Origin of the sequence: Burkholderia sp. AU31624 (assembly GCF_020420065.1) — a bacterium.
Classification (GTDB): domain Bacteria; phylum Pseudomonadota; class Gammaproteobacteria; order Burkholderiales; family Burkholderiaceae; genus Burkholderia.
Genome location: NZ_JAIZRT010000003.1, coordinates 467,398 through 483,679, shown reverse-complemented (window position 1 = coordinate 483,679; position 16,282 = coordinate 467,398). Strand labels below are relative to the sequence as shown.

16 protein-coding genes and 1 riboswitch are annotated in these 16,282 nt (G+C 68.4%); of the genes, 7 read left to right on the top strand and 9 right to left on the bottom strand.

The features are described from left to right. Positions 1-17 precede the first annotated feature (17 nt). The 3 genes from LGM89_RS12535 to ribB all read left to right on the top strand — a co-directional run bounded on the left by LGM89_RS12535 (position 18) and on the right by ribB (position 3,286). A complete protein-coding gene (locus LGM89_RS12535) occupies positions 18-1,193 on the top strand; it encodes an MFS transporter (protein WP_226273145.1) in 1,176 nt (391 codons plus the stop codon). Between the two features lie 218 nt (positions 1,194-1,411). Next, complete coding sequence (locus LGM89_RS12530; protein ID WP_069248802.1) at positions 1,412-2,113, top strand: helix-turn-helix domain-containing protein; 702 nt, start codon at positions 1,412-1,414, stop codon at positions 2,111-2,113. Positions 2,114-2,308: 195 nt separating this feature from the next. Beyond that, positions 2,309-2,457: riboswitch (FMN riboswitch) on the top strand. A gap of 118 nt (positions 2,458-2,575) precedes the next feature. Then, positions 2,576-3,286 (top strand): 3,4-dihydroxy-2-butanone-4-phosphate synthase, encoded by a 711-nt coding sequence (gene ribB, locus LGM89_RS12525; RefSeq protein ID WP_089495591.1) that lies wholly within the window; start codon positions 2,576-2,578, stop codon positions 3,284-3,286. 106 nt (positions 3,287-3,392) lie between these two features. On the opposite strand, the gene LGM89_RS12520 is transcribed toward ribB, so the two are convergent. The 5 genes from LGM89_RS12520 to LGM89_RS12500 form a co-directional block, all read right to left on the bottom strand. After that, entirely contained in the window at positions 3,393-4,079 is a 687-nt protein-coding gene (locus LGM89_RS12520) for an HAD family hydrolase (protein ID WP_089495590.1), read from the bottom strand. A gap of 202 nt (positions 4,080-4,281) precedes the next feature. Beyond that, positions 4,282-5,268, bottom strand: coding sequence for an inositol 2-dehydrogenase (gene iolG, locus LGM89_RS12515; RefSeq protein WP_226273144.1), 987 nt, complete (start codon positions 5,266-5,268; stop codon positions 4,282-4,284). A 71-nt stretch (positions 5,269-5,339) separates the two neighbouring features. After that, positions 5,340-6,167 (bottom strand): TIM barrel protein, encoded by an 828-nt coding sequence (locus LGM89_RS12510; RefSeq protein ID WP_226273143.1) that lies wholly within the window; start codon positions 6,165-6,167, stop codon positions 5,340-5,342. Positions 6,168-6,206: 39 nt separating this feature from the next. After that, a complete protein-coding gene (locus LGM89_RS12505; RefSeq protein ID WP_089495587.1) occupies positions 6,207-7,229 on the bottom strand; it encodes a xylose isomerase in 1,023 nt (340 codons plus the stop codon). 156 nt (positions 7,230-7,385) lie between these two features. Beyond that, positions 7,386-8,450: a LacI family DNA-binding transcriptional regulator gene (locus tag LGM89_RS12500; protein ID WP_226273142.1), complete on the bottom strand. Its 1,065-nt coding sequence runs from the start codon at positions 8,448-8,450 to the stop codon at positions 7,386-7,388. A gap of 172 nt (positions 8,451-8,622) precedes the next feature. Between LGM89_RS12500 and LGM89_RS12495 the strand changes: the two genes are divergently transcribed. The 3 genes from LGM89_RS12495 to LGM89_RS12485 are packed head-to-tail and all read left to right on the top strand — an operon-like array spanning position 8,623 to position 11,296. Beyond that, a complete protein-coding gene (locus LGM89_RS12495; protein WP_089495586.1) occupies positions 8,623-9,705 on the top strand; it encodes a fatty acid desaturase family protein in 1,083 nt (360 codons plus the stop codon). A 36-nt stretch (positions 9,706-9,741) separates the two neighbouring features. After that, entirely contained in the window at positions 9,742-10,050 is a 309-nt protein-coding gene (locus LGM89_RS12490) for a non-heme iron oxygenase ferredoxin subunit (protein ID WP_089495585.1), read from the top strand. Positions 10,051-10,054: 4 nt separating this feature from the next. After that, a complete protein-coding gene (locus LGM89_RS12485) occupies positions 10,055-11,296 on the top strand; it encodes an NAD(P)/FAD-dependent oxidoreductase (RefSeq protein WP_089495584.1) in 1,242 nt (413 codons plus the stop codon). Positions 11,297-11,407: 111 nt separating this feature from the next. Here LGM89_RS12485 and LGM89_RS12480 read toward each other — a convergent pair whose 3' ends face one another. The 3 genes from LGM89_RS12480 to glpD form a co-directional block, all read right to left on the bottom strand. Continuing rightward, positions 11,408-12,124 carry an MIP/aquaporin family protein gene (locus tag LGM89_RS12480; protein ID WP_006484467.1) on the bottom strand — a complete coding sequence of 239 codons (717 nt, stop codon included), beginning with the start codon at positions 12,122-12,124 and terminating at the stop codon, positions 11,408-11,410. Between the two features lie 81 nt (positions 12,125-12,205). Next, positions 12,206-13,708 carry a glycerol kinase GlpK gene (gene glpK / locus LGM89_RS12475; RefSeq protein ID WP_089431661.1) on the bottom strand — a complete coding sequence of 501 codons (1,503 nt, stop codon included), beginning with the start codon at positions 13,706-13,708 and terminating at the stop codon, positions 12,206-12,208. 106 nt (positions 13,709-13,814) lie between these two features. Then, entirely contained in the window at positions 13,815-15,338 is a 1,524-nt protein-coding gene (glpD, locus tag LGM89_RS12470) for a glycerol-3-phosphate dehydrogenase (protein WP_089495583.1), read from the bottom strand. Between the two features lie 162 nt (positions 15,339-15,500). Here glpD and LGM89_RS12465 point away from each other — a divergent pair, with 162 nt between their 5' ends. Then, positions 15,501-15,869 (top strand): hypothetical protein, encoded by a 369-nt coding sequence (locus tag LGM89_RS12465; protein WP_089495582.1) that lies wholly within the window; start codon positions 15,501-15,503, stop codon positions 15,867-15,869. Positions 15,870-15,959: 90 nt separating this feature from the next. On the opposite strand, the gene LGM89_RS12460 is transcribed toward LGM89_RS12465, so the two are convergent. After that, positions 15,960-16,157, bottom strand: coding sequence for a hypothetical protein (locus LGM89_RS12460; protein WP_011353109.1), 198 nt, complete (start codon positions 16,155-16,157; stop codon positions 15,960-15,962). Positions 16,158-16,282: the final 125 nt, after the last annotated feature.

Here is a 16,282-nt window from a genome sequence, read left to right as displayed (position 1 = left end):
GCCTTCCGGAGAACCTCATGCCCATTCCGTTACTGGCGCTTGCGATCAGCGCCTTCGCCATCGGTACCACCGAGTTCATCATCATGGGCCTGTTGCCCGAAGTCGCGCGCGACCTGGCCGTGTCGCTGCCGTCGGCCGGCCTGCTGGTCACCGGCTACGCGCTCGGCGTCGCGGCCGGCGCGCCGCTGCTCGCGGTGCTGACGAGCCGCATGCCGCGCAAGGCCGCGCTGCAGTGGCTGATGGCGATCTTCATCGTCGGCAACGTGCTGTGCGCGACCGCGTCCGGCTACGCGATGCTGATGGTCGCGCGGGTCGTCACCTCGTTCGCGCACGGGTCGTTCTTCGGGATCGGCGCGGTGGTCGCCGCGTCGCTCGTGCCCGCCGACAAGCGCGCGAGCGCGATCGCGTTGATGTTCACGGGACTCACGCTGTCGAACGTGCTCGGCGTGCCGTTCGGCACCTTCGTCGGCCAGTTGCTCGGCTGGCGCGCGTCGTTCTGGATCGTCGCCGCGCTCGGCGTGCTGTCGCTCGGCGGCGTCGCCGCGCTGGTGCCGAACCGCCACGACAGCGGGCCGGTCGGCCTCGGCCACGAAGTGCGCGTGCTGAAGGAGCCGCAGGTGTGGCTCGCGCTGCTGATGACCGTGCTCGGCTTCGGCGGCGTGTTCGTCGTGTTCACGTACATCGCGCCGATTCTCCAGTCCGTGTCGGGCTATTCGCCGCGCGCGGTCGCGCTGATCCTCGTGCTGTTCGGCGCGGGGCTGACGATCGGCAACACGCTCGGCGGCAAGCTCGCCGACCGCGCGTTGATGCCGTCGCTGATCGCGATCCTCGTCGCGCTGATGGCCGTGATGGTCGTGTTCGCCAAGACGAGCCACCATCCGGTCGCGGCGGCCGTCACCGTGTTCGTATGGGGGATCGCCGCATTCGCGACGGTGCCGCCGCTTCAGGCGCACGTGGTCGAGAAGGCCGCGAGCGCGCCGCATCTCGCATCGACGCTGAACATCGGCGCGTTCAACGTCGGCAATGCGCTCGGCGCGTGGCTTGGCGGCGTTGCGCTGGAACACGGCCTGGCGCTCGATGCGCTGCCCTGGGTGGCCGTCGCGGTGACGTTCGCGGCGCTCGTCGTCACGTGGTGCGCGATGCGGCTCGACGCGCGCGGGCCGGCGCGCGGCACGGCGCCGGCGGCGCAATGAACGGTGCAACGCGCGGCGCCGGCACGACGCGATAGCGGCGGGAAAAGGTTCGCGAGGAACGCATTCCTCCGCGATGCTGATAACGGTGTGAAGATAACTTCGTTTGCCGGTGCAAGACCGGGTGATAGCGTCTCGATACGCGCCGTTGCTGGCGCAACCCGATTCCGATCCCGGCTTACCCCATTCGCAGGGCTGCACCGCGGCCCGGAGGCAATGCTATGTCTTCATCCCTGGCGCTCGTGCGCGACGTGTCTTCCTTCGAATCCGGCAACGCCGCCGATGCGCGGGCGTCCGCGTCGCTCGACGTGCTCGAACAGGTCGTTGGCGTGAACCTCGCGCGGTTGCGTGCCGAGCGGCAATTGTCGCTCGATGCGCTCGCGCGGCTGTCCGGCGTGTCGCGCGCGATGCTCGCGCAGATCGAGTCGGCGCGCAGCGTGCCGTCGATCAAGGTGCTCTGCAAGATCGCCGCGGCGCTGAAGGTATCGGTCGCCGCCTTCCTGCGCCGCCATGCGGTGAACGGCTTCGAGCATCTGGCGGCCGAGCGTGCGTCGCGGGTCGTCAGCTCGAACGGCCGCTTCTCGGCGCGGGCGCTGTACCCGGAGGGCGAGCCGGCCGCGGCCGAGTTCCACGAGCTGCGGATCGCACCGCTGCATACGGAGCCCGGCGCCCGCCGCGCGCCCGGCACGACGGTCAACCTCGTCGTCAGCGAGGGCACGCTCGAAGTCAGCGTGCACGACCGCCGCCAGTTGCTCGCGACCGGCGACGCGATCGTGTTCGATGCCGACCAGCCATACAGCCTGCGCAACCCGGGCGACAGCGAGGCGCGTGCATTCCGCGTGACGGTGAGCCCCGAGGTGCCGCCGCGCTGGCTCGTGCCCGATGCGGCGCACGCGGCACATGCCGCGCACGCGGCCGGCTGACCGCGCAACGCAGGCCGCACAGAAGCGGCTCGCGTGCTCGCCGTTCGGACGAGAACGCGGGTCGTCCGTCGGCCGTTTGGACGATGCCGTTAGACGGGGTCGTCAGTAAGGTTTTAGGCCGTGTTCGCTGCGCCGCGCGCGCAGCTGTTGTATGCTTGGCCCGCCGTCGATGGGGTTGGCCCATCCGGCAAATCAGTGCGTCTTCAGGGCGGGGTGAAATTCCCCACCGGCGGTAGGCTGGCGTAAGCCGGCGAGCCCGCGAGCGCCCGCGCATTCGCGCGGGGTCAGCAGATCTGGTCGAATGCCAGAGCCGACGGTCATAGTCCGGATGAGAGAAGATGTGCAGATAGTCATGTCCGTCAGGGCCGCTTCGCCATGTGTGCGAAGCGGGTTGTCGTTCTGTCTGTTTGCAATGCCCTGAAACGTTTTTCGCCCAAATCGTATTTGCGAGGAGCGTTTCACATGTCCTTGATGTCCGTTTCGTCGGCCCCCGCCGACGCCTTTGCCGATCTCCCGTTGCTGGATTCCGAACCGATGCCGCCGCGCATCGCCGCCGCGCTCGACGCGATGCGCGCAGGCCGTGCCGTGGTGCTGCAGGACGACCACGACCGCGAGAATGAAGCCGACCTGATCGTTGCCGCCGAGCGCATCACGCCCGAGACGATGGCGCTGCTGATCCGCGAATGCAGCGGCATCGTGTGCCTGTGCCTGACCGACGACACCGTGCGTGCGCTCGAGCTGCCGCCGATGGTGCAGACCAACGAGAGCCGCAACGGCACCGCGTTCACCGTGTCGATCGAGGCACGCGAAGGTGTGCATACGGGCGTATCGGCGGCCGATCGCGTGACGACGATCCGCGCGGCGATCGCAGAAGGGGCGAAGCCGCACGACATCGTGCGCCCGGGCCACGTGTTTCCGCTGCGTGCGCAACCGGGCGGCGTGCTGGCGCGCCGCGGTCACACCGAAGGCACGGTCGACCTGTCGATCCTCGCGGGCCTGAAGCCGGCCGGCGTGCTGTGCGAACTGATGAATCCGGATGGCACGATGACGCGCGGCGACGATGTCGAGCGTTTCGCGCAACAGCACGGGCTGCCGATGCTGACGATCGCGGAACTCGTCGAGTTCCGCGAGGCGCTGGCCGCCGCGCGCGAGCGCTGCTGCGAACCGGCCTGAGTACGGGGAAGGGGAAGGCGGGCGCGTTCGCGCGCCCGTTGCACGGCGTGCGTGAACCGGTGCACGCCGGATCGGCCCGATCAGCGTGATCGGGCCGGCACGACCATCAGGACTGTACGTCCCCGAATTCGCCGCGCATGCCGGCTTCGACGAACGCCGGTAGTTCATCCATCTTGCGCATGATCCGCGTGATGCCCATCGCGCGCAGCGCGTCCGCGTAGTTGTCGGGGATGTGGCTCGCGCCGACGAACGCGATCGTCTTCATGCCTGCCGCCCGCGCGGCATTCAACCCCGACACGCTGTCCTCGACGACGATGCAGCGCTCCGGCGCGACGCCGAGCGCGTGCGCCGCATGCAGGTAGACGTCGGGGTAGGGCTTCGGCCGTGCCACCTGTTCGGAGCTGAACACGCGATCGCCGAAGATCTCGGTGAGCGCCGCGCGCTTCAGCGAGCTGCGCACGCGCGCGAGCCGGCTGTTCGACACGACGGCCGCCGGCAGGGTCACCTTCAGTAGTGCGTCGCGCACGCCGGAGATCGGCGCGAGCGATTGCGCCAGCGCGCGCTCGATGTTGTGCTCGATGGTCTCGATGAAGTTGGCCGGCATCTCGATCCCGAAGCGGGATTCGATTCCCGTCAGGAAGCGCGACGTCTGCTGGCCGAACGCCGACTTGGCGGCGGCTTCGAAATCGAGATTCGGAAACGTGGCGGACAGCGTGTCGAGCAGGACGCGGTCGGCAATGATTTCGCTGTCGACGAGCACGCCGTCGCAGTCGCAGATAAGGTGATCGAGCATGGTGGTGAAAAGGCGGGAGGTCGGCGACACGGATCAATTCGCCATCATACGTGCATTCGCGCACACGCCGCGCGACGCTTCGGCAAAATTTCCCGATGCGGCCGCGTGCTGACTGCGTCTCCCCCGGGTGGGTTGCCGATCGTCCGGCGGCGGCCCGCTTGCGCGGTTCGCCGCCGCCTGTCACCGCTTGTCGCCGGTGACGTCACAGCTCGATTACGCGCCCCGTTTTCCACGAAGTCATCGCGGCCTCGGCTAGTTCGAGCGCGGCCAGCCCGTCGTCGATCGTCGTGCGGACCGGCGTGCCGTCGCGCAGCGCATCGACGAAATGCGCGATCTCGGCCGCATACGCGTGCCGGTAGCGTTCGAGGAAGAACGGCTCCGGCACGTCCGTCGCGATGCCGGCCGCGAGCCACGCGCTCACCTCGGTCGGCCGCACGTTGCCGGCCTGCAGCATCCCGTTGCTGCCGAGCAGCTCGAAACGCTGGTCGTAACCGTACGCGGCGCGCCGCGACGTGCTGATCTGGCACAGCAGCCCGCGCCGCGTGCGGATCGTCACGGCCGTCGAATCGATGTCGCCCGCATCCTGCACGGCCGGATCGGTCAGGCAGCTGCCGGTCGCGTGCAGCGTCTGCGCTTCGTCGCCGAGAATCCAGCGGAACACGTCGAAGTCGTGGATCAGCATGTCCTTGAAGATGCCGCCCGAACTGCGGATGTAGTCGACGGGCGGCGCGCCCGGGTCGCGGCTCGTGACGACCAGCATTTCCGGCGCGCCGATGTCGCCGCGCTCGACGCGCGCCTTCAGCGCGGCGAACGTCGGGTCGAAGCGGCGCTGGAAGCCGATCATGCAGGTCACGCCGCTGCGCCGGACGGCGTCCGCGCACGCACGCGAGCGCTCGACGCTCAGGTCGACGGGCTTCTCGCAGAACACGGCCTTGCCCGCATTCGCGGCCGCGACGATCAGGTCCGCATGGGTGTCGGTGCTCGACGCGATCACGACCGCCCGGACGTCCGGATCGCCGAGTGCGCGCTCGACGTCGGCCACCTGCGCGCCGTGCGCGTGAGCCAGCGCTTCGGCCGACGGCGCATGCCGGTCGACGACGTATTTCAGCTTCGCGCCCGGATGGCGCGCGAGATTCGCCGCATGGATCTTGCCGATCCGTCCCGCGCCGAACAACGCGAATTCGATCATTCCGTTCTCCTGTTGATTTCGTGGATATGCGCCGGTGCGCGGCTTCAGTTGGCCGTGCACCGTGGCGGCGCTCATTGATTCGCCAGTTCGCCGCGCACGTAGTCGATGCTCGCGCGCAGTCGGTCCTCGATGTCGTCGGCCTCGGCGATTTCGTGCGCGAACGGCTCGAACGAGAACGCGCCACGGTAGCCGCGCGCGAGCAGTTCGCGCAGTTGCCGGATATTGCCGAGCCGGTCGGCGCCGCCGACCAGCACGCGATGGCCGTCGCGCATCCGGTCGACCGGCAGGTCGTCCTCCTCGACGCCCGAGAGGTGCACGAGGCCCGTCAGGTTCGGGAAGAAGATGTCCTCGCCCGACAGATGATGGTGGAACGTGTCGTGCACGAGCCGGAACACCTGTTCGCCCGCTGCGTCGTAGATGCCTTTCACCGCATCCGACTTGCGGCGTAGCGCGCATTCCTCGAAGCCGAGCGGCTCGATGAAGCCGAGCAGGCCGCGCGCGTCGAGGATCGGCTTGAGCGCCTTCAGCGCCTTCACGAGATCCGCGTGGCGCACGTCCGCGCCGCGCGTGTCGCCGCGGCTGTTGGTCGGGCACAGCACCAGCGCACGCGCGCCGCATTGCGCCGCGTAGTCGGCCAGCACGGTCGCCTCGTCCGCGCGCTCGGCGTTCCATTGCTCGAAGCGCTGCAGCGCGTTGATCGTCAGGATCGTCACGCCGCCGGCTTCGGCCGTTGCGCGCACGGTGGCGGCCGGCGCGCCGTCGGCGATCTCGACGCCGTCGAGATCGTTGCGGATCTCGATCGTGTCGACGCCGAGGCGCTGGCACAGCGCGACGTAACGGTCGAACGGCAAGCGCGGGGCGCTCATCCGGTTCAGCGAAAAATGGAAGGCTTGCGTCATCGTTCTGTCCTTGGGTCTCGAGTGGGGGCGGGGATCGAATCAGGTGCCGGTGTGCGCGACGTCGGTTGCCGGCGGCGCGGCGACGGCGTGCCACGTGTCGCGCAGCCAGTGCGCGCACGCGACGTTGTTGTAGAAGATCGAATAGCGCGCGCCGCCGCCGTAGTCGGGAAACGGGATGAATTCGCAACTGATCTGCTCGACGCGCGCCGGCTGTGCGTGGGCCTGCGCGTGCAGCAACTGCCGAAGCGCGGCCTTCCACGTGTCGAGCGCCTCCGCGCGCCATACGTCGTGATAGGTGCCCGGTGCGGGCGCGACGAACGGATACTGGATGCCGCGCCCGGGCCTGCCGTCGGCGCGGCGCATCCACGGGTTGTCCGGATTGTTCGGCATCACGCTGCGGGCATGCGCATGCCGGACCCAGCCGCGCGCGATCCAGTCGGCGTAGAGGGCGTCGGGCGATGCAGGGTCGAGCAACCGCCGGCCGCCGTCGGCCGCGTCGCGGATGCCCGACGCATCGAGTTCGATGTGGTTGCCGATCTTGAACAGCAGGTGCGAATGATCGAGCGTGATCCGGAAGGGCACGCCGGCCTGCTCGACAAGCCGTGCAACGCGTGCGACACGCGTGAAATCCTCGCTCCACATGTCGACGTGCACTTCGAGGCTCGGCAGGCAACCGGCCGGCTCGCCGCGCTCGTAGGTCCGCAGGTAGAAATCGGCGACCTCGCGATCGGACAGCGGATGGCCGCTCGCGTGATGCGCATGCAACTGGCAGTTGAGCACCGTGCTGCCGAAGCGCGCGCCCGCGTCGACGATCTCGGCGACGTGCGCTTCGTCACGGCCCGCGCACCAGATGCCGCCGATCACGCGAATCGGCAGCGCATGACGTTCGACCAGCGCGAAATACGGCGACAGGTCCTCGCCGCGCGCCGGGTTCTTTTCGATGTAGTCGAACACACCGGCGCCGGCGACCATCCGGAAGCGTTCGGCGGGCGTGGGCAACGGCAGGCCGTCGTGTTCGAGCACGCCGTCGAGGTTCACGCCGATGAGGATCGGTTCAGCCATCGTCTCCTGTCCGCCGTTGTCATGGGATGGGTTGCCCAATGTACGGAGGCGCGGCGCGGGCTGCATGACAAACGTTGGCGAAAAATCGCCAATGCGGCGGTCGATTTTTTCGCAATGCGCGTGCGGCGCGACAGACGGTGTGCCGGGCGTTCGAATTCAGGCTGGCAGGTACGCGCTCGTCCGCACGTTTGCCGGACAGAACACGCGGAATTCGACCGGATCGGCCGGTGGCGGCTGTTCGACGATCCCGCACGCATGCAGCACGTGCTGCAGTGCGGAAATCACCTGGCCGTCCGGATCCTGGTCGATCGCGAGATCCATCGCGCCGGATTCGATGAAGGTGCGGTGCAGGTCGATCATCTCGTGGCCGATCCACACGACGCGACCGGCCGCGCCGGCCTTGCGCAGCGCCGCCTCGATGCCGGCCGAGCCGGCGCCGCTGTTGTAGATCGCGACTACGTCGTCGTGCGCCTGCAGCGCCTTCGTCACCGCGCGGTAGCAGCGATCGTCCTGGTCGAGCGTCTCGGCCGGCTCGTCGTCGCAGCGGACGGCGGCGAACGCTTCGGCAAGCTGGTCGCGGCAGCCGGCCATCCGGTCGGCATGCGCGCGGTAGCCCATGCGCCCGCCGAGCAGCAGCACGCGGCCGGGGCGTGCCGCCAGGCGGCCGATGTAATAGCCGGCCGTGCGCCCGGCCCGGTAGTTGTCGATACCGGCGAAGTGCGCGCGGTCGATGCCGCCGATGTCGGTGACCATCGTGACGACGGTCTCGCCGCGCGCGATCGCGCCGGCCAGCGCGTCGCGCACGCGGCTCGTGTCGCGTGCCGTGACGATCAGCGCCGCGCGCCGGTAGGCGGGCCGTTCGATCAGCGCGGCGGCCCGCTCGTCGTCGGCGGCGGGCAGGATCGTCCGGTGCACGACCACGCGCCGATCGAGCATCTGCAGCGAGCGCTGCAGCGCCAGCTGCAGCCGCTTGAAGAAAGCCGCGTCGGTATCCGGCAGCAGCACGTCGACGTGGAGCAGCCCGTGCCGCGTGTCGGGCAGCTGGCGCGGCACGCCGAGCTGCCGCGCGGCTGCCACCACGCGTTCGCGCGCCTGCGCCGAGACGCTGCCGCGCTCGTTCAGCACGCGGTCGACGGTGGTCGTGCTGACGCCGGCAAGCGCCGCGATCTCGTCGAAGCGTGCGGTGCGCTTGCGCCAGCGCGGCCCGGATTCGCCTGCCATGGTTGTCTCCATCGTGGTGTCGCCATCGAGACGTGGCGATGCGGTGAACGCTAAAGCGATGGCGAAATTTCGTCAACGTTTCGATTGAGCGGGGGAGGCCGCGGGCCTAATTTTGATTCCATGCCGAAGCGCTTGCCGCGCTTCCAACGAACAAGGAATCCAGGAGACGCACGTGGCTCATATCGACGACCAGGCGCACGACCGCACCGTGGCGCGCCGTCAGGCATACCGGATGATCGGCGGCGCCGGCGAGCGCGCGCAGGCGGCCGGGCTCGCCAACGCCGAGTGGTATCGATGCCCGGTGCCGCGGCCGCTGATGAAGCAGCTGATGCAGCGTGGCGACGCGCGCGCGCTTCGCGACACGCTGATCTGGTACGCGGCGATCGCGATCAGCGGGGTGCTCGCATGGCTGGCGTGGCGTGCACATTCGGCGTGGGCGATTCCCGCGTTCTTCGTGTACGGCACGCTCTACTGCAGCCCGGCCGACTCGCGCTGGCACGAATGCGGGCACGGCACCGCGTTCCGCACGCGCTGGATGAACGACGTGCTGTACCAGGTCGCGTCGTTCCAGGTGTTCCGCCGCGCGACGGCGTGGCGGTGGAGCCATGCACGTCATCACACCGATACGCTGGTCGTCGGGCGCGATCCGGAAATCGCCGCGCCGAAGCCGACCGACTGGCGCTCGCTCGCGCTGAACATCGTCGCGCTGAAGCATGTGGCCGGCGAGCTGCGCAAGATGATCGCGACGGCCTTCACCGGCCGGCTCGACGACGAGGAGCGCACCTACGTGCCCGAATCGGAACGGCCGAAGGTGGTGCGCGAGTCTCGCATCCATCTCGCGGTGTACGCACTCGTGACCGGTGCTTCGCTCTACTGGCACACGATCCTGCCGCTCCTCTACATCGGCCTGCCGAGCCTCTACGGTGCGTGGCTGTACCTGTATTTCGGCCTCACGCAGCACGCGGGCATGCCCGAGAACGTGCTCGATCACCGGCGCAACTGCCGGACCGTGATGATGAATCCGGTGTTCCGCTTCCTGTACTGGAACATGAACTATCACGTCGAACACCACATGTTCCCGATGGTGCCGTTCCACGCGCTGCCGAAGCTGCACGAGGCGGTGAAGGCCGACATGCCGCCGCCGTATCGCAGCACGCTGGCCGCATACGCGGAGATCGTGCCGGCGCTGGTCCGGCAGACGCGCGACCCGACCGATTACGTCGTGCGGCCCGTGCCGGATGCCGCGCGCGCCTGACCGATATCGACTCTTCCAACCCAGGAGACACGCAACATGACGCAATGGATCGACACCGGCGCGCTCGACGACATCGACGACGAAGACGTCGCGCGCTTCGACCATGCCGGCCACACGTACGCGATCTACCGCATCGACGGCGAAGTCTATGCAAGCGACGGCCTGTGCACGCACGAGCAAGTACATCTCGCGGACGGGCTTGTGATCGACCACGTGATCGAATGCCCGAAGCACAACGGGCGCTTCGACGTGCGCGACGGCCGGCCGCTGTCCGCGCCCGCCTGCGAGAAGCTGCGCACATACCGCGCGAAGATCGAAGACGGCCGCATCCTGATCGAGGTGTGACGCGATGACGAACGATCGGGTGATGGCGATCGTCGGCGCGGGCCACGCGGGCGGCCGCGCGGCGCAGGTGCTGCGTGAATCCGGCTGGAGTGGGCGGATCGTGCTGATCGGCGCGGAGGCGCACCTGCCGTACGAGCGGCCGCCGTTGTCGAAGGGCGTGCTGACCGGCGAACGCAGCGCGGCGCAGTGCCGGTTGCGCGATCCGGCGGCGTGGGCGGCCGATCGTATCGAGCCGGTCGTCGCGACGGTCGAGCGCATCGATCCGGGCGCACGCGAAGTGCGCCTGTCGGATGGCAGCGTGGTCGGCTACGACGCGCTGCTGCTCGCGACCGGCGGCCGCGCGCGTCGCCTGACGATTCCGGGTGCGACGCTGGACGGCGTGTTTGCATTGCGCACGCTCGACGATGCGGCGGCGCTCGGCACGCGGCTCGCGCCCGATGCGCGGGTCGTGCTGATCGGCGGCGGCTTCATCGGCCTCGAAGTCGCGGCGTCGGCGCGACTGCGCGGGTGCCGCGTGACGGTGCTCGATGCGGCGTCGCGCCTGCTCGGGCGCGCAGTGCCGGAGGCGATCGCGGCGCGCGTGCACGCGCTTCACGAACGGCAGGGCGTGGCCATTCGCGTGAAGCGGAAGCCGGTTGCGATCGAGCGGACGACGGGCGGCGCGCTGGCCGTCGTACTCGACGACGGCGACACGCTGATCGCCGACACGGTCGTCGCCGGCATCGGCATCGAGCCGGCTGACGAGCTGGCGCGTGAGGCGGGCCTCGCCGTCGAGCGCGGCATCGTCGTGAACGAGCGGCTCGAGACATCGGCGCGCGGCATCTACGCGGCCGGCGACGTCGCGGTGTTCCCGAGTGCGTTGTCGGGGCGGCCCGTCCGGCAGGAGACGTGGCACGGCGCCGAGACCCAGGCGCGCGTCGCCGCGCGCAACATGCTCGGCGCCGACGAGCCGTATCGCGAGACGCCGTGGTTCTGGTCGGATCAATACGACGCGCAGTTGCAGGTGGCCGGTGAGCCGGTACTCGGCGAACTATCGGTCGCGCGCGCGCTCGGCGACGACGCGGAAATCCATTTCCATTTCGACGCCGGTGCGCGGCTCGTCGCCGCAAGCGGTTTCGGCCGCGTGTCCGGGTTCGTCAAGGACATGCGGGTGGCGAGAATGCTGGTCGAGCGCGGGATCGACGTGAGCCCGTCGGCTGTCGCGGATACGGGGGTGAAGCTGAAGTCGCTGGTCTCGGCCGAGTGAGGCCGGTAGCGGAAACGAAGCGGCGAAGCGGCGGAGCGCGAGGGAAGGCGAACGAAGGAAGGAAAGCAAAACGCGCGGCGAGGATCGCCGCGCGTTTCGGTCAAGCGACGATCAGATCGTCGTGTGCAGGTGCAGGTACAGGCCGGCCGCCGCGGCGCCGCCGAGCAGCGGACCGACGACGGGCACCCATGCATAGCGCCAGTCGCTGTCGCGCTTGCCGGGGATCGGCAGCAGCGCGTGCATGATGCGCGGCGACAGGTCGCGCGCGGGGCTCATCGCATAGCCGGTCGGGCCGCCGAGCGAGATGCCGATGCCGAGCACGAGCAGGCCGACGGGCAGTGCGTCGAGCGCGCCGAGGCCGACTTGCGGCGACGCGAGGTACAGCACGCCGAGGATCAGCACGAACGTGCAGATCGCTTCGGTCAGCACGTTGTGCGTGACGCTGCGGATCGCGGGCGCCGTGCAGAACACCGCGAGCTTCAGGTCCGCATCGGCTTCCTTCGCGAAGTGCTGGCGATAGGCGAGCCACACGAGCAGCGCGCCGGCCATCCCGCCGAGCATCTGCGCGAGGACGTAGCCGCCGACTTTCGACCACGCGAACTTGCCCGCGAGCGCGAGACTGATGGTGACGATCGGGTTCAGGTGCGCGCCGCTGAACGATGCGGTCACGTAGACGGCGACGAACACGGCCATCGCCCAGCCCATCACGATCACGATCAGGTCCGCGCCTTTGCCCTTGGTCTTTGCAAGCAGCACGTTTGCGACCGCGCCGTTGCCGAGCAGCACGAGGATCGCTGTGCCGATGAATTCCGCAATATAAGGTGACATGTTTGTCTCTCTTGAATCACGGCGGACTCGCGCAGTGCGCGGTCCGCCGGTGTTGTTGTATTTCGTCCGGATGCCTGACGGTTACTGCGCGTCGTCGGCCCATGCCTTCGCGGCACGCACCGCACGCTGCCAGCCCGACATGCAGCGTTCGACGTGCTCCTTCGGCATCGACGGCGAGAAGCGGCGATCGAGCTGCCACTGGTCGCGCACTTCGTCGAGGTTCTTCCAGTAGCCGATCGCGAGACCCGCGAGGTAGGCCGCGCCGAGCGCGGTCGTCTCGGTGATCTGCGGACGCACCGCGTCGACGCCGAGCAGGTCCGCCTGGAACTGCATCAGCAGGTCGTTCGCGCTCGCGCCGCCGTCCACGCGCAGCTCGCCGATGCTGATGCCCGAATCGGCTTCCATCGCGGCCAGCACGTCGAGCGACTGGTACGCGATCGAATCGAGCGCCGCGCGTGCGAGGTGCGCGGAGGTCGTGCCGCGCGTGACGCCGAACACCGAACCGCGCGCCCGCGCGTTCCAGTGCGGTGCGCCGAGGCCGGCGAACGCGGGCACCAGGTAGACGCCGTCGGTGTGCGGCACGCTCGCGGCGAGCGCTTCGATTTCAGCGGCCGACTTGATGATGCCGACACCGTCGCGCAGCCACTGCACCACCGCGCCCGCGATGAAGATGCTGCCTTCCAGCGCGTACTGCACGTCGTCGCCGATCTGCCAGGCGATCGTCGTGACGAGGTTGTTCTTCGACTCGATCGGCTTGTCGCCGGTGTTCATCATCAGGAAGCAGCCGGTGCCGTAGGTGTTCTTCACCATGCCCGACGTCGTGCACATCTGGCCGAACAGTGCCGCGTGCTGGTCGCCCGCGATGCCCGCGAGCGGGATCTTCGATGCGAACACGGTGGTCTTCGTGTGGCCGTAGATTTCCGACGACGCCTTCACTTCCGGCAGCATGCTGCGCGGGATGTCGAGCATGTCGAGCAGTTCGTTGTCCCACTCGCGCGTGTGGATGTTGAACAGCATCGTGCGCGACGCGTTAGTCACGTCGGTCACGTGCAGCTCGTGCTTCGTGAAGTTCCACACGAGCCAGCTGTCGACGGTACCGAACGCGAGCTTGCCCTGCTTCGCCTTCTCGCGTGCGCCCGGCACGTTGTCGAGAATCCAGCGGATCTTGGTTCCCGAGAAGTACGAATCGATCGGCAGGCCGGTCTTCGCGCGCACCTTCGCCTCGAAGCCTTGCGCCTTCAGCGAATCGCAGAAGTCGGCCGTGCGGCGATCCTGCCAGACGATCGCGTTGTAGACGGGCTGGCCGGTCTCGCGATCCCAGACGATCGTGGTTTCACGCTGGTTGGTGATGCCGATCGCGGCGATCGACGTGCCGTTCAGGCCCGTGCGCGTGACGGCTTCGGCGGCGACGCCGGCTTGCGTCGACCAGATTTCCTGCGGATCGTGCTCGACCCAGCCGGGTTGCGGGTAGATCTGCTCGAATTCCTTCTGGGCGATCGAAACGATATTGCCCTGGCGATCGAACAGCATCGCGCGGGAACTCGTGGTGCCCTGGTCAAGCGCGAGGATGTACTGATCCTGCATGTCTCTCATCTCCATCCGTGGATTTGGCTTAGTTGTGATGCGCGCCGCATGTGGGGCGGCGCGTCGGTGAGTCAACGTCGGTCAAGCAACTGCAACTGCATTCCGGTCAGGCGTGCGGCGCGTGCGCGGCGGCGAACCACGCGTCGACCGCGGCGGTCACCGCGTCGAGCGTGCCGGGCGCGACGTGCAGGCCGAGCTTCGAGCGGCGCCACAGCACGTCCTGCGCGCAGGTCGCCCATTCGGCGTCGCGCAGGTAGCGCAGTTCGGCGTCGTAGAGGCCCGGTGCGATTTCGGTGCCGAGATCGGCGAGCGACTTCGCGCCGTCGATCACGCGTTCCGCGCGCGTGCCGTAGGCACGCGCATAGCGGCGGGCGAGCGCGGCGGGCAGCCACGCATGGCGTTTGGCGAACGTATCGGCGAATGCGTCGAACTTCGCGTTCGCGATGTCGCCGCCCGGCAGCGCGACGCCGGCCGTCCAGGTCTTCGCGTCGCGGCCGAGTGCGCGGCACAGCATGTCGCCGGCTTCTTCCGCGAGCTTGCGGAACGTCGTGATCTTGCCGCCGAACACCGACAGCAGCGGGGCGCCCGCGCCGTCGTCCAGCTCGAGGCGGTAGTCGCGCGTGACGGCCGATGCGTTCGCGGCGTTCTCGTCTTCCAGCAGCGGGCGCACGCCCGAGTAGGTCCAGTGCACGTCGGCCGGCGAGATCTTGCGCTTGAAGTAGCGGTTGATCGAGTCGCACAGGTACTGCGTCTCGTCGCGATCGATCGCGACCTTCGCGGGATCGTTCGTGTATTCGACGTCGGTCGTGCCGATCAGCGTGAAATCGTGCTCGTACGGAATCGCGAAGATGATCCGCTTGTCCGGGTTCTGGAAGATGTACGCGTGGTCGTGATCGAACAGGCGGCGCGTGATGATGTGGCTGCCCTTCACGAGCCGCACGCTGTGGTGCGCGCCGCGGCCGAGCGCGCCTTTCAGCACTTCGCCGACCCACGGGCCGGCCGCGTTCGCGATCGCACGTGCATGCACGACGCGGATCGAGCCGTCGGCGTGCTGCAGTCGCGCTTCCCATTCGTCGCCGCGGCGTTCGGCGGACACCAGCTTCGTGCGCGTCAGGATCTGGGCGCCGCGCTCCTTCGCATCCATCGCGTTCAGCACGACGAGGCGCGCGTCGTCGACCCAGCCGTCCGAATAGACGAAGCCGCGCTTGATCGAGTCGATCAGCGGCGCGCCGGCCGCATGGCGGCGCATGTCGATGCCGCGCGAGCCGGGCAGCAGTTCGCGTTTCGCGAGGTGATCGTAAAGGAACAGGCCGATGCGGATCAGCCAGGCCGGACGCAGGTTCGGCATGTGCGGCATCACGAAGCGCAGCGGCCACATGATGTGCGGCGCCGCGCGCAGCAGCGTCTCGCGCTCCTGCAGCGCCTTGCGCACGAGTCCGAACTCGTTGTACTCGAGGTAGCGCAGGCCGCCGTGAATCAGCTTCGTGCTGGACGACGACGTGTGCGACGCGAGATCGTCCTGCTCGCAGAGCATGACCGACAGGCCGCGGCCGGCCGCATCGCGCGCGATGCCCGCGCCGTTGATGCCGCCGCCGACGACGAGCAGATCGTAGCGATTCGGTTGGGTCACCTGCTGTCCTTATCGTCTGAGGGAAAGGGTTGAACAGAAAATGTTCGAATTCGAAATTTAACGAACGAAATCGAAAAAGTAAAGTTCGATAAAGCGGGGTCAGTAGCGCGCGGCACGATCCCGGACGATACTGGCGAAATCGACCGTTTCGCGAGGTGAATCATGCGTATTGGGATGTGGGCCGGCGCGTGCGCCGTCCTTCTGGCGGGGTGCACTGCCGGGATGCCGCCGCTCGCCGGCAACTGGCGCACGCCGTCGTTCGCCGACCTGCAGACGTCATGCGGCGGCACGGCGCGGGACTGGGGCGCGGACGCTCAGCCGGTCTACTCGACGCTATATGACGCGTACGTGGCGAAACGGTATCGTGGGCTGACCGATGCGAACTATTGTGCGTTCGTAAACGAACTTTCGACGCACTATGCGGCGCCGGACGCGGCGGCGCGTGCCGGCTGGATCGCGTATTTCAACGGTGCGCGGGCGCAGGCCATCAGCTGGCGGGCGGCGGTCGATCCGACGCTGCGCGGGGGTTGAAACAGGCTGGGGCGGGGTGGGGGACGGAAGCGGAAGTGGCCGCGCGGCCCGGCATCCGGGCGGCGCGGTCAGGTCAGGAACGGTGTGGTTTTACGAATAGCGGTATTTGATGGATCGCAGTGCGGCGTCGCCGGTTTCGGTCACGCAGTATTTGCGTCCCGAACCGAGGCCTTCCAGACGGACGAGCTGCTGTTCGAGCAGCGCGTCGATTTCGTCCCGATCCATGTGGGTTTGATCGGGAGCGTCCTTCACAAGCAATAGCGTGGCGAATTCATGCGGACTCAGCATCGTTCTCTCCATGGCGACCAGTCAGCCCGCGCAGCCGGCGCACGGGCCGACGCGCGATACCCAGCGGGGTATGGCTTGGGGGGAAAGCTGTATTCGCCGGCCATGCCATTCGTCCGCGCCCTGGC

What these genes read in the sequence shown, in the direction of transcription:
- LGM89_RS12535 (WP_226273145.1), top strand. Translation starts at nt 18, where the DNA reads ATGCCCATTCCGTTACTGGCGCTTGCGATCAGCGCCTTCGCCATCGGT.
- LGM89_RS12530 (WP_069248802.1), top strand. Translation starts at nt 1,412, where the DNA reads ATGTCTTCATCCCTGGCGCTCGTGCGCGACGTGTCTTCCTTCGAATCC.
- ribB (WP_089495591.1), top strand. Translation starts at nt 2,576, where the DNA reads ATGTCCTTGATGTCCGTTTCGTCGGCCCCCGCCGACGCCTTTGCCGAT.
- LGM89_RS12520 (WP_089495590.1), bottom strand. Translation starts at nt 4,079, where the DNA reads ATGCTCGATCACCTTATCTGCGACTGCGACGGCGTGCTCGTCGACAGC.
- iolG (WP_226273144.1), bottom strand. Translation starts at nt 5,268, where the DNA reads ATGATCGAATTCGCGTTGTTCGGCGCGGGACGGATCGGCAAGATCCAT.
- LGM89_RS12510 (WP_226273143.1), bottom strand. Translation starts at nt 6,167, where the DNA reads ATGACGCAAGCCTTCCATTTTTCGCTGAACCGGATGAGCGCCCCGCGC.
- LGM89_RS12505 (WP_089495587.1), bottom strand. Translation starts at nt 7,229, where the DNA reads ATGGCTGAACCGATCCTCATCGGCGTGAACCTCGACGGCGTGCTCGAA.
- LGM89_RS12500 (WP_226273142.1), bottom strand. Translation starts at nt 8,450, where the DNA reads ATGGCAGGCGAATCCGGGCCGCGCTGGCGCAAGCGCACCGCACGCTTC.
- LGM89_RS12490 (WP_089495585.1), top strand. Translation starts at nt 9,742, where the DNA reads ATGACGCAATGGATCGACACCGGCGCGCTCGACGACATCGACGACGAA.
- LGM89_RS12485 (WP_089495584.1), top strand. Translation starts at nt 10,055, where the DNA reads ATGACGAACGATCGGGTGATGGCGATCGTCGGCGCGGGCCACGCGGGC.
- LGM89_RS12480 (WP_006484467.1), bottom strand. Translation starts at nt 12,124, where the DNA reads ATGTCACCTTATATTGCGGAATTCATCGGCACAGCGATCCTCGTGCTG.
- glpK (WP_089431661.1), bottom strand. Translation starts at nt 13,708, where the DNA reads ATGCAGGATCAGTACATCCTCGCGCTTGACCAGGGCACCACGAGTTCC.
- LGM89_RS12465 (WP_089495582.1), top strand. Translation starts at nt 15,501, where the DNA reads ATGCGTATTGGGATGTGGGCCGGCGCGTGCGCCGTCCTTCTGGCGGGG.
- LGM89_RS12460 (WP_011353109.1), bottom strand. Translation starts at nt 16,157, where the DNA reads ATGCTGAGTCCGCATGAATTCGCCACGCTATTGCTTGTGAAGGACGCT.